The organism is Paenibacillus sp. FSL P2-0173, from assembly GCF_038008045.1.
Taxonomy (GTDB): Bacteria; Bacillota; Bacilli; order Paenibacillales; family Paenibacillaceae; genus Paenibacillus; species Paenibacillus polymyxa_B.
On record NZ_JBBOYK010000002.1, the window covers coordinates 819,812 to 842,180 of the forward strand.

Here is a 22,369-nt window from a genome sequence, read left to right on the forward strand (position 1 = left end):
AACCTTATTAGTCCGGCTTCCCCGCAGCGGGTAAATATCAGAGTAAGAGAGCTCCTATGATGATAGGCCAAAAAGCCGTATCGAACCTCTGTCACTAAGATTCGATACAGCTTCCCGCATTTCCTGCTACTTTCTCAATTCCGCTCCAAAAGTTTGTTCCAGAGACGTAACGACAGGAGTATGCGCCGCATTGATCTCTTCATCCGTCAACGTATGTTCCCAATGACGATAGGTCAGAGAGATAGCTACGCTCTTCTTATCTTCACCAAGCTTACTGCCTGTAAATACATCAAACACTCGCGCATCCTGCAATAGCTCTCCGCCTGCAGCGTGAATAACACGAAGCAGTTCACCTGCCTCAACGTCTTTATTTACCACGAGGGCAATGTCACGTTCCACGGATGGGAAGCGAGCCAGCTCTCTGAACTGAATATGAGAGTTTGCGTGTTCAACGACCTGTTGCAACGCAATTTCCGCTACATACGTATCATTCAGCCCATAAGATTGTTGAAGCTCCGGATGAATCTGCCCAATGGTACCGATCCGTTGAGAGTTCCCATTCACATCCAGCCATACCGAAGCGGAACGGCCCGGATGGTAGCTTTGCGGTTGGTCAGCCACATAACGAATGCTGGCACTCAACCCGAAATAGTCAAACACCGTTTCAAGCGCGCCTTTAATATCAAAGAAATCAACCTTTTCAGCACCAATATTCCATTGTTTTTCACGGCGTACCCCAGTCAGCAGTAGACTAAGCACTTGAATTTCCTGCGGCTGACGGGTTAATGTTTGTTCCTCTGTATAAAATACCGTTCCCATCTCAAAAATCGCCAGATTGTCTTGCTTGCGATTCATGTTGTACACTGCTGTATCCAGCATCTGTGGAATGATACTCGTACGCAAAACACTACGGTCTTCGCTCATAGGCATAGCCAAACGTACCGGATGGCTACCTTCTGTCAGGGCATTAAATAACCCCGTACTTTGCGGATGTACAAAAGAGTAACTGATCGTCTCCTGCCAACCACCATGAGCCAGCAATCTGCGCAGGGAGCGGCGCAATGATTGCGATGCTGTCAAAGCTCCCGGAGTTGTCGGCCCTTCAATCGGCGTGGTCGGGATATTGTCGTAACCATACAGACGAGCTACCTCTTCGATTAAGTCCACGTCAATGGTAATATCTCCACGGCGTGTAGGTACTTCAACTTCCAGTACCCCTTGCTCTGCGTCGCCACATCCGAAATGAAGTCTACCGAAAATCGTTTTCACCTCAAGCAGCGACAGTTCGGTTCCCAAATATCGGTTTATTTTATCTAGCGACAGCTTGATAATGCGGTTTTCAGCTTTTGCAGACGCAGATTCTACGATGCCCTGGTGTACAGTGCCTCCCGCATAACGCTGAATCAGCGCAGCTGCACGATTCACAGCAGGCACAACAGCTCCTGGATCAACCTCTTTTTCAAAACGCAGACTTGCTTCCGAACGCAGTCCAAGTTGACGGGATGTTTTGCGAACTGTACCGCCGTCAAACTTCGCAGATTCCAGCGCAATGCTGACCGTCGCATCCGTAACCTCGGAGTTGGCTCCACCCATCACGCCTGCCAATGCAATTGGTTTCACACCGTCTGTAATCAGCAGCATATGCGGCTCCAGCTTACGCTCCTGATCGTCAAGTGTAATCAATGTTTCGCCGGCACGAGCGAGTCGAACTTCAATATTTCCATTTTCTAGCTTATCCGCATCAAAAGCATGCAGCGGCTGACCGTATTCCAGCATGACGTAGTTCGTAATATCTACGATGTTGTTGATCGGACGAACACCTGCCGCCATCAGACGGTTTTGAATCCATAACGGGGAAGCCCCCACTTTTACACCTGTGATATAACGGGCCGCATAGTGCGTACACAGTTCAGGAGTATCTACCTTCACAGACAGATGATCTGCTGCTGCATCGCTAATTTCCACCAGATCCTTAGCCGGATCAGCCAGCGAAATGTCACGTCCCAGAATCGCACTCACTTCATATGCTGCTCCGTGCATGCTCAGGCAATCCGAACGGTTGGGTGTCAGATCAAAATCCAGTACCTGATCATCCAGCGCCAGCAGCTTCGTAATTGGCATACCAATTTCAGCATCCTCAGGCAGCACCAAAATACCTTCTTGCAATTCCTTTGGAAGCAGCTTGTCATTCATGCCCAGTTCTTTGGCCGAGCAGATCATGCCCATAGATACAACACCGCGTAGCTTGGCTTTTTTAATGTGGAAATCTCCCGGCAACTTTGCCCCTACAACTGCAACAGGAACCTTTTGACCTGCATCCACGTTTTTGGCACCACACACGATTTGCAGATCTTCCTCTTGACCTGCATCGACAATACATACATTCAGCTTATCAGCATCTGGATGCTTTTCCTTGCTTTTAACATAGCCGACAACGACGCCAGTAATCCCTTGATTGCGCTGCTCGACCTCATCAATTTCTATACCCGAACGGGTGATTTTCTCTGCTAGCTCCTCCGCGCTTACCTGATCCAGCGATACATACTCGGACAGCCACTCGAATGATACTTTCATATGGGTTCACTTCCCTTGATATAGTTGTTTATTGACGCGCAAACTGTTTCAGGAACGACAGGTCACTGTTATAAAAATGACGAATATCGTCGATACCGTATTTCAATATAGCAATCCGCTCTACACCCATACCGAATGCAAAGCCGCTGTACACCTCGGGATCAAAACCGCCCATCTCCAGCACTTTCGGATGGACCATGCCACAGCCCAAAATTTCGATCCATACACGTTCGCCATTTTTCTTCACAAAAGTCACGTCTACTTCAGCACTCGGCTCTGTGAACGGAAAGAAGCTTGGTCGCAAACGGATTTCGGTCGATTCTCCGAACATTTCGCGTGCAAATTGAAGTAAGGTTCCTTTCAAATCACTCATACGAATGTCTTTTCCAATGACAAGCCCTTCAATTTGGTGGAATTGAAAAGAATGCGTTGCATCGTCATCATCACGTCGGAAAACTGTACCCGGACAGATAACCTTAATAGGCGTTTCGCCCTTCATCGCTTCCATCGCACGAATCTGAACCGGTGACGTATGGGTACGCATCAACAGATCCTCGGTCAGGTAAAATGAATCCTGCATATCCCGTGCTGGGTGATTTTTAGGCAGGTTCAATGCTTCGAAGTTATAATAATCCGTCTCTGCCTGTGGGCCTTCAGCCACTCGATAGCCCATACCTGTAAAAATATCCTCGATTTGCTCAATCACTTTGTTGAGCGGGTGCAGTCCACCTTGCGGCAACGCGCGTCCAGGCAGCGTAACGTCGATCTTTTCCGCTTGCAGACGCTCATTCGTTTCTGCTTTCGTGAACTCGTCCTGCTTACGGTTAACGACTTCTTCAATCGCCTCGCGCACCTCATTGGCTACCTGTCCAACAACCGGACGCTCTTCCGCGCTCAGCTTGCCCATACCGCGCAAGATTTCAGTCAGTGCGCCCTTTTTCCCCGAATATTTGACCCGTAAATCAGCCAGCTCCTTGGGTGTTGCCACCTTCTCCAATACTTCCAGTGCTTCTTCCTTCAAGGCCAGCAAATGTTCCTTCATTTGGATGGTTTCGCTCATCGCCTGTTCAGTCCCCTTTCTTCATATCCAGCTTTTCAGACAACAAAAAAAGGTCTTTTCTCCCGGTAAGGGACGAAAAGACCGTGGTACCACCCTCGTTAGACAATAAGCTCAGCTCACCCGGCGTCCTGCCTTACGGCAACTAGTTACAGGTGATTGTTCATGCTATGCATCATCGTCTCGCTCTGCACGTTGTAACGGTCGTGAACCGGTATCCCCTACTTGCACATTCGCCATTCACATGGCGCCTGAGGTTCAAGGAACTGCTCCGGAGCGAACTTCAACAGCCCAGTATTTGCAGAAACGCTCTCAATCCTACGGCGCTTCCTCCCTGTTCAATCGGACACTGCCTACTCTTCTCCATCAAGACATTTTCAAAAATTCGAACTATTGTTCATTATTATATGCAAACTACCGCGCTTTGGCAAGCAGGGCATACGTTTCATTTCTTTAGATATCTAGATCATCCAACCGTTCCAGATTTGCACGAATGCGCCTGATTTCGCTCAACAACTTCTCATTTTCGTCATTCGTGCCCGTCATTCCCATCAACTCTGTAAGACGCAATTGTAATCGAAGACGTTCCTCACGCCGCTCCTGGTCTTCTGGCTCCCGTTGACGGCTCCGCTCATCTTCTTGCTTTTCGTCGGCTGTCCCCTCATAGATTTCATATCCGCCCCCCGGCTTCATATCGAGTAACCGAGTTGCCGTGTACCTCACCAGCTCCCGATCATGTGAGACGAGCACCAGTGCTCCATCATAGTTACGCAAAGAATCCTCTACAATTTCACGGGTTTCAATGTCAAAATAATTCGTCGGTTCATCCAGCACCAGCAGATTGGCTCCACTAAAGTACAGACGCAGAAAAGCTACCCTGCATTTTTCTCCCATACTAAGTGTCCCGATCCTTTTAAACACGTCCTCTTTCGCAAAAAGAAAGCAGCCTAATACCGTTCTCGCTTCTGTTTGGGTCATCGTCGGGAGCGCAAGCAGACTGTCCAGCAACGTTTGATCCTCCGGAAGCTGCTCCAACTCCTGTGAAAAATATCCGATGTTCAACTGTGGGTTGGCTGTGATTTTTCCCGTCTGCGGCTCCAGTTGACCTGTTAATAACCGAAGCAGCGTGGTTTTACCAATTCCATTGGGCCCCCGAACAGACAGACGGTCTCCACGTGCAACGATCAGATTTAGATTTTTCACAATGATACGGTCGTCGTAGCTAAAGTCAACCTGCTCAGCACGCAGCAAATATTTTGCCTGAAACCCGCTGTCACTTAATTTCATGTGCAAAGACGCAGCCTCACGCGGTTGCTCTACTCTATTGGCTTCCAGTCGCTCCAGTTCCTTCTCCTTCGCATGATAACGGGAAATATTTTTTTTAGCCTTGGCCTTATAAAAGCTCTGCGTAACGGCCATCTCAACCTTGGATGCGCCACGATGCGCCTGATGAAACCATTCCCTGTAATTTCGAATCGTTTCCTCCAACGCCTGTTTCGCCAGCTCCTGCTTTCGATAGCTGGCTTCCTGCTCTCGCAGTTCCCGCTCCTTTTGCGCTTTATATTCCTTATAGCCGCCTTTATAGCGCCCAATACCTGTCGATGTGAGCTCAACTATACTCGTAGCCACCCGATCCAAAAAGGCTCTGTCATGCGATACAAACAGCAGCGTTCCCGGATACGTAGACAGCCACTGCTCCAGCCAAAGCAAGCTTTCGGCATCCAAATGGTTGGTCGGCTCATCCAACACCAGCAGCTTCGGCTGCCTGACCATGAGTCCGGCCAATCGCACTCTCGTCTTCTGGCCGCCACTCAGGTCACCATAAGCAATGGACCACGTCTGGACAGGCATTCCCATTCGAGTGAGCGCCTTTTCCACCTCAGACTCCCAGGCAAAGCCTTGCAGGCGTTCGTATTCATCCATTAGCTCGCCGTAACGCTCCAGATGATGCTCCATATCCTTCCCAGCATCGGCTAGGTCAGCTTCCAGCTGTCCCAACGCTTGCTTGAGACGCCAATGCCGAGGGCTGGCCTGCTGTGCGGCCTCCAGTGCGGTTCGAGACCAAGCCACCGTATCCTGCTGCTTCAGCCAGCCCCGCTCTTCCAGTGGCAAATCATGCTCTACTTGACCAGAGGTTGGTGCCTCATCTCCCAGCAATATTCGCAATAGCGTCGTTTTACCTGCTCCATTTCTTCCAAACAGTGCAAGCCGTTCTCCTTCCATCACATCCAGCGACACATTCTCAAATAAAGATGTCCCGTTCCAATCCTTTACTACATTGCGAATACGCAAAATTGTTCTCATACCACGATCATCCTTTCCCAGTCCGGTTTTTTGATCCCGGAAGCAATAAAAAAAGCCGCAGAAGGCTGCGGCTTGCATACAAGGAATATAGAATGACTGTTATGAATCGTTTCAGAACATACGCTTATGAAAAATAACACCGCAAACGAATAAACCAAATCCCGTTCCGGAATAAACGCATACGTCCCTACATTCATTTTCAGACACACTTCTCCCGTTGCAGCTTACAGCCGCCTGCCAGTAACTGTGCAGTTAAGTGGGAAAATCAGTGTGCTTACTTCATCGGACGTATGGTTACCTTCCTTTTCATGGGATACTTACTTGCAGTCAGTATAGCAGATCACAACACATTTGCAAATAACCCGCGTTATTTTCCGAATACCAAAGTTGTATTGGACGAACCTGCATATTTCGTTACAAACTCTTTAGTATATTCAGGAGTCTGTACCTGATAGCTATAGTTTTTGCTTGGGTTCCAGTTGGTTACACGCGATTTTTGGTTGTTGATGGCGGGTAAACTCCCCACATCTTTAAACTCGCCATTGGCTTTATCATCAAGAATACCGCCCTTTTCACTACCTTTTCCAAAGTAGTTGTACTCAGAATAGATTCTTGCATTCGTAGCAATGGTGTAAGCAAGCTGGAAATTATTAATATAATTATTTTTAACATGGAAATATCCATATCTCATAAGTCCTGGGCCACGTACAAGCAAGTTTTCAAAGTAATTATTAGCGATCGTGATATGGGGCATACCATCATAATTTTTATTGCCATCATCAGGGTATCCCAAAATGAGACCATATTTATGATTGGCAAATTTGGAGTTACTAATGGTTACATAATCAGCCGATTGACCTATGTACAAAAGTTTGTCCAGATCCGAGCCATTCGCATTATAATTGTGACCTGCAAATGTAACATGATCAATCCAATAATTTGTACCTGCCGTAAGATAAAGTTGGATGTCATCGTTACCGTTAATGTTGGAACTGTGCTCAAAAGTTAAATTTTGAAAGATCACATTTCCCGAATTATTTGTTGTTTTCAAATGAATGTTAACCAGCTTGTTTTGCGCGTAAGAACCAATGAGTGACTTGTTGGAACCAATGTTGACCACGGTTTTAGAGGAGGCAGAAATATTTTTTTCGATTACCAGAATTTTAGGAGTTGAATCCCCTAACTGGTTTTTCAAATCGTTTAGATTATTGATATAGATGACCTGACCACCTTTTCCCCCCGTTGTGGCAGACTTCGTAGTTCCATTTTCACTTTTAGCCTGTCCGGCAAAACCAGTCATTCCATTCGTCGACGTATCTGGAAAATCAGCAGCGGCGAACGTAGAACTTGCTGGAAAAGTAAACAGCAGCAAAGTTAATGCTAAAAACAGAAAAGAAAATTTCCTCATTGCAGCTACACCATCCTTTTTTTAGTTAAATCCCAACAATGCGACTATACTTATTTTTTAGTAATTGGTAAATAGTTCTTTTTATCTGTTTATTTATAGCATATAAGCTAAATATTTTATATTTTATTTTGTGCAGCAATGTAAAAATAGTTCGTAAGAACGCAAAAAAGCCGTGATACCCCGTTGGCACCCCGGCTATAATGTATTTATCCAGCTCCAAACAAAACAAAAACCCTTGCGTCACAAGGGTTCCGAACTTCTTAAAACAGTAAGCGGGTGATGGGAATCGAACCCACGCTATCAGCTTGGAAGGCTGAAGTTCTACCATTGAACTACACCCGCATTTTATAACATCTCGATTCTTATGTATGACACGCTCAATCTATCGTCAAGCAGCTGAATCAGGATGTTATTTAGTATAACTTACCTTTCAGCAAAACGCAAGCATACTACAAACTATCCTGAGCCAGCCAATTCATAGGTTTACGTAAAAACAATTTTTCAAAGACTTCTGCCGGAATGGGGCGACTAAAGTAATATCCCTGACCCTCATGACAATCCTGTGCCTGCAAAAAATGAAGTTGCTCCTCATTTTCCACCCCTTCAGCCGTAACCTTCAGCTTCAAATGGTGAGCCATGGAAGCAATAGTAGATACAATTGCCGCATTTTTGCTGTCGACCAGTACCTCATTTACAAAGGAACGGTCAATTTTTAGACGATCTATCGGGAGATTCTTCAAATAATGCAATGAGCTATAGCCAGTTCCAAAATCATCAATACTGATTGCGACACCAATAGCCTTTATTTTTTTCAACTGTTCAAAGGCCCGATCCTTATCAAAGGTCATACTTTCGGTAATCTCCAGCTCTAGATAGCGTGCTTCAAGTTCCGTATAGGTCAAAATGCCCCGAATTACATCCACCAGCTTTTTTTGCTGAAATTGGCGCATGGATAAATTGACCGAAATCGGGATTGGTGGGTACCCGAGCTCCTGCCACTGCTTATTTTGCAGACAAGCCTCCCGTAACACCCATTCTCCCAAGGGCACAATTAAACCACTTTCTTCAGCCACCGGAATAAAATCGCCCGGCATCACCATCCCACGATGAGGATGATTCCAGCGCACCAGCGCCTCCAAACTCGTGAGCTCACCACTTTGCAGGTGGACACGTGGTTGATACACCAATGAAAATTCCTCATTTTCAAGTGCTCGCCGCAGATCATTTTCCAGCTGGAGTCTTTCATGCGCTCGCATCTGCATCGCGCTGGCATACCGCTGAAAATTCACTCCCTGCTCTTTGGCACTATGGACAGCCGTATCCGCCTGCTGAATAAGCTGTTCACTCTGATTCGCATCCAACGGGTATAAAGCTATACCAACGCTCACCGTCACATGATAAGACTCTCCATCAATATCGAAAGGCTGATCGAACAGCTTCACCATATCATCAATACGATTTCTCATAGCATCTGTATCTTCGTATCCCGTTAGAAGAAAGGCAAATTCATCTCCGCCCATGCTAAAGACAGCTTCCCCTTCATGGCTAAAATGCCCCAAGCGTTCGCCTACTGCATACAGCAAATAATTCCCTGCCATATGTCCAAGCGAATCATTAATCGCCTTGAAACGATCAATATTTAGCACTAAAAGCGCTATTGTCTCATCCGATTTTAATGATTTGCACAATATTTTATCTAAGCGTTGGGAAAGGCGACGACGATTGGGGAGTCCTGTTATATCATCATTATAAGCAATGTGATTAAACTCAGATTCTGCTGCCTGCTTTTCACGATAAGGAACCAGAACCATCAACCGAACCAGCCCGCTCAACATATTATAAAATGCTATCGCGTTGGTCAAAAGTCCCAGAAGGTGATTAATATCGCTCATTTGCTCAGCAAATAAATAGAACAACTGACTCACAACACACAGCCCAATCCCACGAATAATAAGCAACATGCCCAACTCTGCCGGGCGGGCTTTCCGATATTTTCTCACCCCGAAAATAAAAGTGAGCACAAGCAGTAACATCACAGCCAGATTTAACGTCCAGCCCAGGTTGCCTATTTCGTATCGTATACGTAGATCTGGTAAGCCTGCACCAAATGTCTTAATAACTCCTAGAATCAGCAAAGTGCAGCCTATCCCCGCCCACAAAGCCACTGTTTTGTATTCAGACTTCGTCTTGCTAAACGGGAGGAAACAAACACATAAGAGCAAGACAGCGGTAAAGGCACGATTTACAAACAGCAGCCATAACGAAATGCCCGGAGACAAAGCAAAGTCCGTCAGGCTTACGAAACTAAACGAAACAATATGAACAAGGTAAAGCAGACCAGCCACCAAAAACGTCGGGGCAATAAGAAGCCTCTGCAAAGATAACTGTTCCAGTAAAACGGACCAGGATTGATAAAAAATACAAAAACAAATCGCAGCACAGGCAAATCCTACAATCGGATATAACAAGAAAAAAACATTATGGGAGTATATCTTATTCAAAGTTACGTGAAATAACTGAACCAAGACAAACAAAACTATCGAAGCAATGCCGATACCTATCGTTTTTTTTACTTCCAGCCGTATACTCATTCAGCCTCTTCAGCCCCCTGCATATCGGAGATTCCGATCATCTAAGACGTTTGACAGCTTTGGAAGCCGTTGTTTAAGTCTATAGTATCAAAAATAATGTTGTATTCTGGTATATAATAGCATTTAATCTGTGAAAGGTGAATCATTTTTTTGTCTTAAATTCGTGAATTCATTTTCGCATTTACGCAAATAACCGAGCTTACAGCACCAAAAAAGCGCATCATCTTGTCAGATTATGCGCTTCAGACAACCTTTTCCAAAAAGGTGATACCTATACCCCAACGCTGCACAACATAAAAGAAATAGTATGTACAGGACCCCTCTGCGAAAACCTCCCCATATTAAACTACAGGAAGCGTAATTTTAAATTGTGTGCCACTTCCATGTTTACTGTCTACATGTATGAAGCCTCCGTGATTTTTGATAATTCGATAGCTCACAGCCAGTCCCAATCCGGTTCCACTTTCTTTTGTTGTAAAAAAAGGATCAAATAAACGCGCCAATGTATTGTGATCCATACCTAATCCGTTATCTTCAATACAAATGTGAACATAATTGCCCTCAAGCACTGTATGGATATCGATGCAGCCCTCTCGTTCCCCACCGATGCTTTCAATGGCATCCATCGCATTTTTAATCATATTGAGGATAACCTGCTTAATCTGCTTCACGTCAATGGAAACCTTCATGAGCTCATCATTTTCGTCCAATGCAATCTGGCAACCCTTCATCAATGCTTCGCTTTCTGTCAGCATCACTACCTCTTTCAGCAGACCCATCACAGATACAGCCGTTTTTTGCGGAGCCGAAGGCTTGGACGAATTTAAGAACTCATAAATAATGTCGTTCGCACGATCAATCTCTGTTAATATAATCCGAGCATACTCATCCCTGCCCAACTCCACCAAATGCGGTCGAAGCAATTGAATAAAGCCCCGGATTGCGGTAAGCGGGTTACGGATTTCATGGGCGATAGAGGCAGAGATGCGTCCCAGCATCGCCAGCTTATCGTTTTGATACGCCGTCTGCTCAATCTGCTTATAATCCGACACATCCTTGACGCTAAACAAAAAATCGCCATCCATCTGATCACCGTAGGTCACTGTTATCAACCAATGCCGACCATACTCATCAATCAACTCATGATAGCGCTTTCTATGAAAGATAGTTTCTTTATAAATCCGCATGATTTTCTTCTTCTTAAACCGACTTAACTCAGGATGATGCAAAATTTGCATCAAATTGCGACCTGCTAGCGAACTCCGTGGTAGCTCCAGCAATTTCGCCATTTGCACGTTAATAAAGGTCAGTACCCCGTCACTGTCAAACAGCATGATACCACTATCCAGGTTCTCCAGCACATTTTCATACTTGTTATTGGCGATCTGTGTGGAAGGACAAGCTCCCACGGTATCAAGCAAGGCTTCTTGGAATTCACTGATCATGCCAGGCTTCCCCCTTGTTTCGGAATGACAAACTGGCCGTATCGGACGCGTAATAATCTTGAAGAAGAGAAAGGCATCTATCGACTACCCTTCAATGGTGTAGAAAACAGTTTCACAGAAATCCGACCATCTGTTTCCAATTCGAGTCTTATTTTATGATAGACAAGATTAAGGATCGCAGTCAATCGGAAAAAGTGTCGAATCCACATTTTTATCCTGTTTTCTTTCGTCATAATATCTGCGCAACATTACCAAAATGAAAGATTACGTTAGGAACAAGCGCCCTACACACCAAAGAAGCTCTCCAGAATTGAGAGCTTCTTTGGTGTGTAGGATGTCAACTGCCGCTCTTATTATGTTGAAGCCGGGATCGTCTTTGGCTCATAACGGCCAGTCTTCTCTTAAGCTCTCCCTGCCATTTTTCATCATTCATCTGTTTGGCTACCATCAATAAATCCAGGGATATGTCAATTTGACGCTTCACAATTTCAAACGCATCTTCACTTTCACGATTCACACAATTTTCAAATATCGTATCATCGTCTTCCATGACATAATCCTGAAAATCAATCTCGGTTGCCCCATCTCCATGTGCATATTCAGCCAAAATTTCATACTCATTTTCGACTTTATAATGAACTTCAATGCGACGACATACCGGGCAAAACAGCAAAGGAACATTATGAACTTGGGTGCGGTAATGCTTCAGCGTTCCCTTGGTTCCTACCATGCTTGCTCCACAGCAATAACTCATCCGGGCTCAGCCTCCTCTGAACAAAACCTGTTCTGCCTTGTTTATCTTCTACAATACCTTATTCGCTTTCATCAGGCAAAATTCCTCCAGAACACAACAACATTTCCATAATTATTTGTTACTTCACTCTGTATTGTCTCATTCAAACAGGCTATCCTCACATCTTCCGCTGCACAGAGCAGGCAAGCAAGCCCCCAATAACGGAAGAGTAACCGCTAGTTGGGGGCTTGCTTGTTTAATTTCAACTTGTGAAGCTTATATTACAGATTTTGATCGCCTGGTTTCCAGTTCATTGGGCACAAGCCACCGGATTGCAAAGCTTGCAGTACACGCAAAGTTTCTTCCACACTGCGGCCTACGTCGTTGTGGTTAACCACTTGATATTTCAATTCGCCTTCTGGATCAATGATGAACAAACCGCGCAATGCAACGCCTTCTTCTTCGATCAGAACACCATAATCGCTTGCTGTTTTTTTCGTGATGTCAGAAGCCAATGGGAAGTTCAGTTTGCCCAGACCGTTGTTTTCTTTAGCTGTGTTAATCCATGCTTTGTGGCTGTGCACGGAGTCTACACTGATACCCAGAATTTCAGTATCCAGCTCTTTGAATTGGTCAGCAGCATCGCTCAATGCTGTAATTTCCGTAGGGCACACAAAAGTGAAATCCAGTGGATAGAAGAAAAATACGAGCCACTTGCCACGGTAATCGGAAAGCTTCACCGAACCAAATTCTTGACCGTCTCCAGTCACTGTTTCCAATGCAAAATCAGGGGCGGGTCTTCCTACCAATCTTTCTGCCATAATATGAAATCCTCCTTTAAAATATGTAAGAAAAACACCGAATGTGCTTTCCTCAATCATCTGTATTGTAATGAACAACTTACTTGATAAATGTTATCATTCGCTGAAATCAAAGTCAATATTGTAACCATTACTTTTTTATAATTATTTTAAACTAGCTCGAAAATTCACAACTTATTCACATTTTGAACTTTCGAATATACAAGTAGCTCCTGATTGCTCAGGAGCTACTGTGCTAAACATCTGCAGAAAAGGCTGTACTGTATAACCTTACTATATAATAGGAAGCTTTTTTTTCAGAACGGGTACATTTACAAAGCTTTTAACGAATAGCTGCTGCGATCAGATCGCCCATTTGAGTTGTCGAGATCGCTTGAGATTTATCCACCGCAATATCCGCCGTACGGTGCCCTGCATCCAGTACCTCAGCTACCGCTTTCTCAATGGCATCAGCTGCCTTCTCGTACCCGAAGGTGAGACGGAACATCAAAGCAACGGACAAAATCGTTGCAATGGGATTCGCCAGTCCTTGACCTGCAATGTCAGGCGCCGATCCATGTACCGGCTCGTATAGGCCGAAGCTGCCTTGTCCAAGTGATGCGGAGGAGAGCATGCCGATGGATCCGGTCAGCATAGCCGCTTCATCACTGAGAATGTCACCAAACATATTTTCCGTCACGATGACGTCAAAGCTAGATGGACGACGCAGCAATTGCATGGCACAGTTATCGACCAATACATGCTCCAACTCGACATCCGGGTAGTCTACAGCAACCCGGTTAACTACTTCACGCCATAAACGGGAGGTTTCCAGTACATTAGCCTTATCCACCGATGCAAGTTTTTTGCGACGTTTTTGTGCAATTTCGAAAGATTGGCGCACAATACGCTCTACTTCCGTTACATTATATGCACAAGTATCAACTGCTTCCTCACCTTGAGGACTTTCTCGTCTGAACTTCTCGCCGAAATAAATGCCGCCCGTCAGTTCGCGCACCACGATCAGGTCCGTTCCTTCCAACACTTCCGGTTTCAATGTAGATGCGTCCTTGAGACAGTCAAAGACGACAGCAGGACGAAGATTCGAAAACAGACCGAGCTCTTTACGAATGCCCAGCAGTCCAGTTTCAGGACGAAGTTCCTTTGGATTGTTGTCCCATTGTGGTCCTCCTACCGCTCCCAGCAGAACGGCATCTGCAGTTTGACATACTGCCAGTGTTTCTTCTGGCAATGGTGTGCCCTTCTTATCAATCGCAATCCCGCCGAACAGCGCATGCTCCGTTTCAAATGAAAGGCCGAACACTTCTTCCGTACGTTTCAAAATTTTTTCTGCCTCTGCGACCACTTCCGGTCCAATTCCATCTCCCGCTATTACCGCAATCTTTTTAACGTCTGCCATCACGTACACTCCTCTTGTTATACAGCTATACAACTGTATTTTTCATACCTTCTTTGTAACATACATGGCAGGGCTTTGACCAAGATATAGAATCTATCAATTCAATAGGCACAGCCTATAAGCTTGTTTTTTCATCAGAGAAAAAGAAAACAGGACCGGAAACACCCGATCCTGTATATATCCAACTCTTAAGTCCGCATAAAATTAGGATTTATAATCTACGCGATTACTGTAGTTTTTACGCTTGTCGATCAAACCATTCAGCGCATCCACGTAAGCCCGAGCACTTGCTTCCAGAATATCGGTGCTTACCCCGCGTCCCTGTACAGACAGTCCGTTTTGCGTCAGTACTACATGGACTTCACCCAGAGCGTCCTTACCATGGGTAACAGACTTGATGGAGTAATCTGAAAGTACAACGCTCTCGCTGCTGGCTTGGTCAATCGCATTATAGATCGCATCGACTGAACCATTTCCTTCAGCTTCTGTCTCGATAACCTGACCTTCATCGTTAACCAGACGCACTTGTGCGGAAGGCGTAGCCTTGTTCCCATAGGTAACAAAGATGGTTTCCAGCTTGAAAACTTCAGGTGCATCGGCCAATTTTTCTTCCAGCAATGCCAAAATATCATCGTCCGAAACTTCCTTCTTCTTATCAGCCAAATCCTTGAACTGCCCAAAAGCGCGATTCAGATCTTCTTCGTTCAATTCGTAGCCCAACTCGATCAAACGCTCACGGAAAGCATGACGACCTGAGTGCTTACCGAGTACCAGCTTGCTTTCTTTCAGACCGATACTTTCTGGTGTCATGATTTCATAGGTCGTTTTCTCTTTCAGCATACCGTCTTGATGAATACCTGATTCGTGCGCAAAAGCATTGGCTCCAACAATCGCCTTGTTGCCCGGCACTACCATCCCCGTCAAACGGCTAACCAAACGGCTCGTGCGCGCAATTTCAGACAATTGCAGAGACGTTTTGGCCTGAAAAAATTCCTGTCTCGTCTCCAGTGCCATGGCGATTTCCTCAATGGCCGTGTTCCCAGCGCGTTCACCGATACCGTTAATGGTTCCCTCAATCTGATCCGCACCGTTCAGAATGGCAGCAAGTGTATTAGCGGTAGCCATTCCCAGGTCATTGTGGCAATGTGCACTCAATTGAATCTTCTCCACATCGACCACATTTTCCTTAATGTGTTTGAATATATTTCCATACTCGTAGGGTGTCAAGTAACCTACCGTATCTGGAATATTGACGACAGAAGCCCCTTCTTGTACAGCCATAGTGACCATTTCAACCACAAAATCAAGCTCTGTACGACCTGCATCCTCCAAAGAAAACTCCACTTTAGGCAAATATTTCAACCCATAGCGTATGGCAGCACGAGCGGTTTCCAATACCTGTGCCTTCTCCATCCGCAGCTTGTGCTGACGGTGAATAGGAGAAGTTGCCAAAAAGATATGGATACACGGGTCCTGAGCTCCCTTGAGTGCCTCGCGAACCGCATCAATATCCTGTTCCCTTGCACGTGAAAGGCCAATAACCGTCGAATTTTTTACAGCTTTTGCTACTGCATTAACAGCCGCCAGATCACCCGGAGAAGCAGCCGGGAACCCAGCCTCCATACGATCGATTCCCAGCTTCTCCAACTGATGAGCGATCTCCACTTTCTCACGAGTATTCAAGTTCACGCCAGGTGACTGTTCTCCGTCTCTCAACGTTGTGTCAAATATATATATTTTGCGCAACCTAACGCACCTCCTCAGGATTAGGACCCTTAAATTACAATGCGGCTCACGCAATAAGCAGGGCCGCATTGTAATTAATATTTATAAATAATTCATGTTGTCGAGTTCATAGTACAAAAGATTATTACTTTTTGATCCAATGCATCATTTCACGCAATTGTCCGCCCACCACTTCAATCGGATGGTTAGCTTCATTACGACGAGTAGCCGTCAGGAATGCACGTCCAGATTGATTTTCAAGGATGAAGTCACGAGCAAATTTACCTTGTTGAATGTCAGTCAATACATCCTTCATGGCTTTCTTCGTATCTTCCGTTACCACGCGTGGTCCAGTTACATAATCGCCATATTCCGCTGTATTACTGATGGAATCACGCATCGTTGCCAATCCACCTTCATACATCAGGTCAACGATCAGCTTAAGCTCATGCAAGCATTCAAAGTATGCCATCTCAGGAGCATACCCCGCTTCAGTCAATGTTTCAAAGCCCGCTTTTACAAGTGCGCTCACGCCGCCACACAATACCGCCTGCTCACCGAACAGATCCGTCTCCGTTTCTTCACGGAAGGAGGTTTCAATTACGCCCGCACGTGTACAGCCAATGCCTTTTGCGTAAGCAAGACCGATTTCTTTGGCTTGACCCGTTGCGTCCTGCTCAATTGCGATCAACCCCGGTACCCCAAACCCTTCTACATAGGTACGACGTACCATATGTCCTGGGGATTTTGGAGCAACCAGCAATACATCGCTATCTTTAGGAGCTACGATTTGTCCAAAATGAACGTTGAAACCATGGGAGAACAAAAGAGCTGCGCCTTTTTTCAGGTTAGGTTCAATTTCATTTTTGTACACAGAAGCTTGAGTTTCATCAGGTAACAAAATTTGAACCACATCTGCACGGCTTGTTGCATCAGCTACGTTCAGAACTTCGAAACCGTCGTTTCTTGCGACATCAGCTGATTTGCCTTCACGCAAACCAATAACAACATTCACACCACTGTCACGCAAGTTTTGTGCCTGAGCATGTCCTTGGCTACCGTAACCGATAACGGCCACTGTCTTTCCTTTCAATACGCTGAGTTCTGCATCTTTTTCGTAGTACGTTGTAACTGCCATGGTTAATTTCCTCCTTTTAATTGGACCCTTCATAATGAGCGGGTACTCCAAGAGACTTCCCTCGTGATTAGTATCTAAAAATCTCTTCGAGCCCCCGCTCTTATGCGGGCGGTTCTTTATTGATGTAATGCGCTATAAGCGGTAATTCGTTAAAGCTCCATATTAAGCATTGCCACGTATCATAGCTGTAACCCCGGTTCGAGTCAACTCCCGAATACCGTAAGGCTTCAACAACTCGATCATGGCATCAATTTTTTCTGTATCGCCAATGACCTGTACGATCAAGCTCGTCGTTCCAACATCAATTACAGCTGCTCTGAATGTTTCTACCACGCCCATGATCTCTGGCCGCTGAGGCGGTTCTGCCTTTACCTTTATCATCGCCAATTCCCGAGCTACCATCGGCTTGGAACTGAGATCAATGACCTTGATCACATCAACCAGCTTGTAAAGCTGCTTTTCAATCTGCTCCAGGTTGTTCTCATCCCCTACAGTCACAATGACCATACGGGATAATCCAACTTCTTCCGATTGTCCCACAGTTATGCTCTCAATGTTAAAGCCTCGGCGACCGAACAGGCCGGAAACACGTTGCAAAACGCCGGGTTGATCATTTACCAGTACAGCAATGGTATTTTTTGTTGTCATTTTACTCGTCCCCCATCAGCATTTGATCAATTGTCGAACCTTGCGTCACCATCGGATATACATTCTCTTCCTTGCTGACTACAAACTCGACAACGACCGGTCCGGGTGTATCAAGCGCCTCCTGCCAAGCCCGACGTGCCTCTTCCTTATTCGTAGCACGCAGCCCTTTGACACCGTATGCTTCGGCAAGTTTCACAAAATCCGGACTTCCAGCCAGGTCAATGTGACTGTACCGATTGTCATAGATCAATTCCTGCCATTGGCGAACCATTCCAAGCACCTGGTTGTTGATAATAACGATTTTAACCGGAATGTTATTGATTGCACAGATGGCTAATTCCTGCGAACACATCTGCATACCGCCGTCCCCGTTAATCGATATTACTAATCTGTCGGGATTGGCCATCTGAGCACCGATTGCAGAAGGGAAACCAAATCCCATCGTACCGAGTCCACCAGAGGTGACCCATGAGCGTGGCTGATTGAATTTGTAATACTGCGCTGCCCACATTTGATGCTGTCCCACGTCCGTCGTTACGATTGCGCCGCCCTTGGTCGTTTCATCCAACAACTCAACAACCCATTGTGGTTTAAGCACCGTTTCAGAATCCTTATAAGAATAAGGTTTCTCATTCTTCCAACGCTGAATTTGCGCTCTCCATGCATCAGCTCGATCCGCGCGTTTCACATCCTGATTCAGCAATTCCAGCACTGCCTTCACGTCACCCACGATAGGAATATCCGCTGCAACATTTTTTCCAATTTCAGCAGGGTCGATATCAATGTGGACGATTTTAGCTTGAGGAGCAAACCCATCCAACTTGCCTGTTACCCGATCATCGAAGCGGGCTCCGATACAGATCAACAGATCTGACTGTTGAATCGCCTGATTGGAGGTGTATGTTCCATGCATCCCCGGCATCCCCGTCCACAGTTCATGTCCACTTGGGAAACCACCCAATCCGAGCAATGTTGTCGTAATAGGAATTTCCGTTTTACGAACAAGCTCGTAAAGTGCTTCATGTCCACCGGAGTATACAACTCCTCCACCTGCCAGAATGAATGGACGTTCTGCTTCGGAAATAGCTTGAGTTAGCTTGTCTAGTTGAATTTTGTTGGGCAGCACTTTCGGGTTATAACCCCGCATGGTCACTGGTCCCGTTTGTGGAACGAACAACGTCTGGGCTGCGGAAATATCCTTCGGAATATCAATCAGCACCGGTCCCTTCCGCCCTGTGTTGGCAATATGAAATGCCTCATGGATGATTCGCGGCAGATCCTCTACATCTCTTACCAGATAGCTGTGCTTCGTAATCGGCATTGTAATTCCCGTGATATCGGCTTCCTGGAAAGCATCCGTACCGATCAGGGAAGATATAACGTTACCCGTGATGACCACCAACGGCACCGAATCCATAAAAGCTGTCGCAATACCAGTTACCAGGTTTGTCGCTCCAGGTCCAGAAGTCGCGATACATACGCCCACTTTACCGCTCGCCCGTGCATAACCATCTGCCGCATGAATAGCTCCTTGCTCGTGACGAGTGAGGACATGCTTGAAATCCTTAAAGCCATACATGGCATCATAGATATAAAGCACTGCACCACCTGGATATCCGAAGACACAATCTACTCCCTCCAGCAACAGGCTACGGAGTAAAATTTCCGAACCTGTAATCACTTCAGGCTTCATCCACTTTTCACGTAATTCATTGGTTGACCTAACTTCAGGAATTTGTGCACTCATTGGTCATCCTCCTTTACAAAATTTACATACATCTGACATTTGTAAAAACAAAAAAACCTTTCATCCCTAGAACAGACTTGCTGTTACTGAGGGACGAAAGGCTGTAGCTTCCGTGGTACCACCCGTGTTTGCCCGATATTTCGCAATATCGAACCTTGGCAGGTACAGAAATCGCAAAGGATCTCCATATCTGGCGTCTGTAACGTAGACCGTACGATTTTCCCTAATAGGTGATTCAGCGCACCGTTAATATCATCGGGCCCAAATACTTTTCAGGAAAACAGCTCCAAGGTGAGCTCGTTAAAAAGGGATTTTGGTGAAGCTTGCAGCTAATGCCTCACTCTCTGAACAAAAGAGCCCTAATCACTTCGTCCTCTTCATTGCCGTTGAGTTCATGTCATTCTTTCAAATGTTTAGACACATTATATGTCTCTCATCTGGGATAGTCAATACCCATATTTCATAAAAATTTATGTTTCTTTTCTGAAGCACCTCAGAGTCGCACGCTTGTAAGAGGTACCCGCATATTATAAAAAAGACCACACGGTGAGACAGTGTACTCCTCCAAAGCCACGTCTTATCTTGTTAAAAGGGTAGAAAAGGAGGCCCGTTTATGATTCGAAAACGCAGCTCTCAAGATGACACCATCATCTTTCGCCTAATCGAGCAAGAGCTTGTCCCCCTATCGCATTTAAGTGCCCAAGAAATGGAACAAATACGCAAAGAATTACCCCGGCGCTTAAACCGGGGCATCACTTTTGTAGCTTGCAGACCGGATAATGCACAGGTTGTTGGCTTCATTCATGTTATGCTGCATGGCGAACTATTATACATTGATTTGATCGCAATCTCTTCGGCTCATCAAGGTATGCGATACGGAAAAAAACTGCTGGAGCATGCCGAACACTACGGACGACTACGTCGCTGCAAGCGGGCTAAAGTTATGGTGGACGAAGACAATATCAGGGGGATCCATTTTTATCTGCGTCATCAATATCAAATACTGCGATACGTAGCTCTGAGCCGATGCCATGAACTCGAAAAGTCACTGTAAAAAGTATCTTTTTCGGGCTCAAAATTTTGTATGACTAAAATAAATTAGGGTAATACGGATATCCTACTCCGGGGTATCCCCCGTCTGTATACGGGCCTGGCTGCGGACCATATCCTGGTCCTCCATAACCTGGACCGTAGCCTCCATATCCCCCACCATAGGCACCAATGTATGGAGCTGTGCCGATGGCAAGCAAGTCAAACAGCACCAGAGGAATAATCGCCTTCGTGTTTACCTTTTTCTTGCGGTTTGGTTGAAGAACCAGTCGGTTACCCGAAATGCGAATCAGCTTGCCGCTGACCTGGGAACCATCCTTGCGAGTAGCAAAGATGACTTTGCCGACAAGCTTCTCCACCTGCTTTCTGGTTACTGCCTGTTTCATCGTATTTCCTCCTTCTTTCTCAACGGATGGACAGATTGAACGGCTCCTTGATAGCTCATCACCACCACAAAATAGACCGGAGCTGACAGGGGCCGAGCGTCCCGTCCAATCTGCATAGCACAGTCTATTCCATTCATGCCAGTAGCGTATGTTTAAATGCCTGCACAATATAAAAAAATCTGGTACCTGCACATGCAGATACCAGATTTTTATACACCAGGATTTTGCGAAATTCGATTCCCGTCGCTCCGAAGTGCAAGATATAGACGAACTAAACCATTTCGATCTATATCTTGTTCACTGGAAGTCGCTTATGGGATTTTTGCAAAATCCTCACACCAATGTACATTTTTCAAAACATGCACATTAGCTGTCTATAAGTTTTAACGCTTGCTTGGATCATAAAGTTGACCCAAAGCGGCTGGAGCGCGTGAACGTCCGACAGCCGCCACCAGTACAATAATCGTCAGGAGATACGGCAACATAAAAATAATTTCCTGGGGAATACTTTGCGACCATGCGAACAGCTGCACATAGTTGCGAATGGCTTGTGAAAAACCAAAAAACACTGCTGCGCCGAAAGCGCCGAGCGGATTCCATTTACCGAAAATCATAGCGGCAATAGCAATATATCCCTGCCCCGAAACTGTATTGTGAGAGAACATGTTGGTTGTAGTCAGAGTAATTGTAGCTCCACCAATCCCAGCCAACGCCCCACTGATCATAACGCCAATATAACGAAGACGATTTACTTTAATACCCACTGTATCGGCCGCTCCTGGATGCTCCCCAACGGAACGCAAACGCAAGCCAAACGGTGTTTTATACAAAGTAAAATAGCCAATAATAACTAATAGAATGGCTAAATATGTCGTTGGGTAAGCTTGGAAAAAGGCTTTTCCTGCAATCGGGATATCCACAAGGTAAGGGATCGATATTTCGTTAAAACCCTGAATCCGACCGGTGTCACCATCTCCCTCAAATAAAAGCTTAACCATGTACAGTGTACTACCTGCTGCCAGAAAGTTAATAACTATACCGCTTATAACCTGATCGGCTTTAAACGTAATAGAGGCTACAGCATGAATTAGCGAAACCAAAATACCGAACACGGCAGCTGACAGCACACCTACCCAAGCCGCAGAGGTGCCTCCTAGTCCAGCTTGCTCGGCATAAAATCCGCCAACACCCGCTGCAAACGCTCCAAATACCATAAGTCCTTCCAACCCGAGGTTCGTTACACCGGATTTTTCTGAAAAAACTCCGCCGAGAGACGCAAAAATAATCGCCGTCGCAAAAACGAGCGTTGTATGGATTAATTCACCAAGTGTTAACCAACTCAT

The 22,369-nt window shown here is 45.7% G+C and carries 16 protein-coding genes and 1 tRNA gene; 1 reads left to right on the forward strand and 16 read right to left on the reverse strand.

What is annotated here, in order from left to right; genetic code table 11:
• Window positions 1-126: 126 nt before the first annotated feature.
• The 14 genes from pheT to ilvB form a co-directional block, all read right to left on the reverse strand.
• Complete coding sequence (pheT, locus tag MKX30_RS14070) at window positions 127-2,574, reverse strand: phenylalanine--tRNA ligase subunit beta (RefSeq protein WP_341062921.1); 2,448 nt, start codon at window positions 2,572-2,574, stop codon at window positions 127-129.
• A 28-nt stretch (window positions 2,575-2,602) separates the two neighbouring features.
• Window positions 2,603-3,634 (reverse strand): phenylalanine--tRNA ligase subunit alpha, encoded by a 1,032-nt coding sequence (gene pheS / locus MKX30_RS14075; protein WP_269321413.1) that lies wholly within the window; start codon window positions 3,632-3,634, stop codon window positions 2,603-2,605.
• A 450-nt stretch (window positions 3,635-4,084) separates the two neighbouring features.
• On the reverse strand, window positions 4,085-5,935 hold the full coding sequence (abc-f, locus tag MKX30_RS14080) for a ribosomal protection-like ABC-F family protein (RefSeq protein WP_053325022.1): 1,851 nt from the start codon (window positions 5,933-5,935) through the stop codon (window positions 4,085-4,087).
• A 367-nt stretch (window positions 5,936-6,302) separates the two neighbouring features.
• Window positions 6,303-7,343: a polysaccharide lyase family 1 protein gene (locus MKX30_RS14085; RefSeq protein WP_053325021.1), complete on the reverse strand. Its 1,041-nt coding sequence runs from the start codon at window positions 7,341-7,343 to the stop codon at window positions 6,303-6,305.
• 271 nt (window positions 7,344-7,614) lie between these two features.
• A tRNA-Gly gene (locus tag MKX30_RS14090) sits at window positions 7,615-7,685 on the reverse strand.
• Window positions 7,686-7,792: 107 nt separating this feature from the next.
• The gene (locus MKX30_RS14095; protein WP_341062922.1) at window positions 7,793-9,934 is read right to left on the reverse strand and encodes a bifunctional diguanylate cyclase/phosphodiesterase; all 2,142 of its coding nucleotides are present in this window, start codon (window positions 9,932-9,934) and stop codon (window positions 7,793-7,795) included.
• A 341-nt stretch (window positions 9,935-10,275) separates the two neighbouring features.
• On the reverse strand, window positions 10,276-11,379 hold the full coding sequence (locus tag MKX30_RS14100) for an ATP-binding protein (RefSeq protein ID WP_023987764.1): 1,104 nt from the start codon (window positions 11,377-11,379) through the stop codon (window positions 10,276-10,278).
• 337 nt (window positions 11,380-11,716) lie between these two features.
• Window positions 11,717-12,133 (reverse strand): hypothetical protein, encoded by a 417-nt coding sequence (locus tag MKX30_RS14105; RefSeq protein WP_013309391.1) that lies wholly within the window; start codon window positions 12,131-12,133, stop codon window positions 11,717-11,719.
• A 260-nt stretch (window positions 12,134-12,393) separates the two neighbouring features.
• Complete coding sequence (locus MKX30_RS14110) at window positions 12,394-12,933, reverse strand: peroxiredoxin (RefSeq protein ID WP_023987763.1); 540 nt, start codon at window positions 12,931-12,933, stop codon at window positions 12,394-12,396.
• 322 nt (window positions 12,934-13,255) lie between these two features.
• Complete coding sequence (leuB, locus tag MKX30_RS14115) at window positions 13,256-14,332, reverse strand: 3-isopropylmalate dehydrogenase (RefSeq protein ID WP_023987762.1); 1,077 nt, start codon at window positions 14,330-14,332, stop codon at window positions 13,256-13,258.
• Between the two features lie 204 nt (window positions 14,333-14,536).
• Window positions 14,537-16,078, reverse strand: a complete 1,542-nt coding sequence (locus MKX30_RS14120; RefSeq protein WP_025724101.1) for a 2-isopropylmalate synthase — start codon at window positions 16,076-16,078, stop codon at window positions 14,537-14,539.
• Between the two features lie 124 nt (window positions 16,079-16,202).
• Window positions 16,203-17,195 (reverse strand): ketol-acid reductoisomerase, encoded by a 993-nt coding sequence (gene ilvC, locus MKX30_RS14125; RefSeq protein WP_013309387.1) that lies wholly within the window; start codon window positions 17,193-17,195, stop codon window positions 16,203-16,205.
• A 162-nt stretch (window positions 17,196-17,357) separates the two neighbouring features.
• Window positions 17,358-17,843, reverse strand: coding sequence for an acetolactate synthase small subunit (ilvN, locus tag MKX30_RS14130; protein WP_023987760.1), 486 nt, complete (start codon window positions 17,841-17,843; stop codon window positions 17,358-17,360).
• A gap of 1 nt (window position 17,844) precedes the next feature.
• Complete coding sequence (ilvB, locus tag MKX30_RS14135) at window positions 17,845-19,590, reverse strand: biosynthetic-type acetolactate synthase large subunit (RefSeq protein ID WP_341062923.1); 1,746 nt, start codon at window positions 19,588-19,590, stop codon at window positions 17,845-17,847.
• Window positions 19,591-20,203: 613 nt separating this feature from the next.
• Between ilvB and MKX30_RS14140 the strand changes: the two genes are divergently transcribed.
• Complete coding sequence (locus MKX30_RS14140; protein WP_068940002.1) at window positions 20,204-20,644, forward strand: GNAT family N-acetyltransferase; 441 nt, start codon at window positions 20,204-20,206, stop codon at window positions 20,642-20,644.
• Window positions 20,645-20,678: 34 nt separating this feature from the next.
• Here the strand turns inward: MKX30_RS14140 and MKX30_RS14145 are convergent, their stop codons facing one another.
• The gene (locus MKX30_RS14145) at window positions 20,679-21,026 is read right to left on the reverse strand and encodes a hypothetical protein (RefSeq protein WP_023987757.1); all 348 of its coding nucleotides are present in this window, start codon (window positions 21,024-21,026) and stop codon (window positions 20,679-20,681) included.
• 383 nt (window positions 21,027-21,409) lie between these two features.
• Window positions 21,410-22,369 (reverse strand): ABC transporter permease, encoded by a 960-nt coding sequence (locus tag MKX30_RS14150; protein WP_010349245.1) that lies wholly within the window; start codon window positions 22,367-22,369, stop codon window positions 21,410-21,412.

Bases quoted from the DNA above. Each gene is read 5' to 3' on its own strand.
- MKX30_RS14140 (WP_068940002.1), top strand. From the start codon at position 20,204: ATGATTCGAAAACGCAGCTCTCAAGATGACACCATCATCTTTCGCCTA.
- abc-f (WP_053325022.1), bottom strand. From the start codon at position 5,935: ATGAGAACAATTTTGCGTATTCGCAATGTAGTAAAGGATTGGAACGGG.
- MKX30_RS14110 (WP_023987763.1), bottom strand. From the start codon at position 12,933: ATGGCAGAAAGATTGGTAGGAAGACCCGCCCCTGATTTTGCATTGGAA.
- MKX30_RS14105 (WP_013309391.1), bottom strand. From the start codon at position 12,133: ATGAGTTATTGCTGTGGAGCAAGCATGGTAGGAACCAAGGGAACGCTG.
- MKX30_RS14150 (WP_010349245.1), bottom strand. From the start codon at position 22,369: ATGAGTTGGTTAACACTTGGTGAATTAATCCATACAACGCTCGTTTTT.
- MKX30_RS14095 (WP_341062922.1), bottom strand. From the start codon at position 9,934: ATGAGTATACGGCTGGAAGTAAAAAAAACGATAGGTATCGGCATTGCT.
- ilvC (WP_013309387.1), bottom strand. From the start codon at position 17,195: ATGGCAGTTACAACGTACTACGAAAAAGATGCAGAACTCAGCGTATTG.
- pheT (WP_341062921.1), bottom strand. From the start codon at position 2,574: ATGAAAGTATCATTCGAGTGGCTGTCCGAGTATGTATCGCTGGATCAG.
- MKX30_RS14145 (WP_023987757.1), bottom strand. From the start codon at position 21,026: ATGAAACAGGCAGTAACCAGAAAGCAGGTGGAGAAGCTTGTCGGCAAA.
- MKX30_RS14085 (WP_053325021.1), bottom strand. From the start codon at position 7,343: ATGAGGAAATTTTCTTTTCTGTTTTTAGCATTAACTTTGCTGCTGTTT.
- ilvB (WP_341062923.1), bottom strand. From the start codon at position 19,590: ATGAGTGCACAAATTCCTGAAGTTAGGTCAACCAATGAATTACGTGAA.
- pheS (WP_269321413.1), bottom strand. From the start codon at position 3,634: ATGAGCGAAACCATCCAAATGAAGGAACATTTGCTGGCCTTGAAGGAA.
- leuB (WP_023987762.1), bottom strand. From the start codon at position 14,332: ATGGCAGACGTTAAAAAGATTGCGGTAATAGCGGGAGATGGAATTGGA.
- ilvN (WP_023987760.1), bottom strand. From the start codon at position 17,843: ATGACAACAAAAAATACCATTGCTGTACTGGTAAATGATCAACCCGGC.
- MKX30_RS14100 (WP_023987764.1), bottom strand. From the start codon at position 11,379: ATGATCAGTGAATTCCAAGAAGCCTTGCTTGATACCGTGGGAGCTTGT.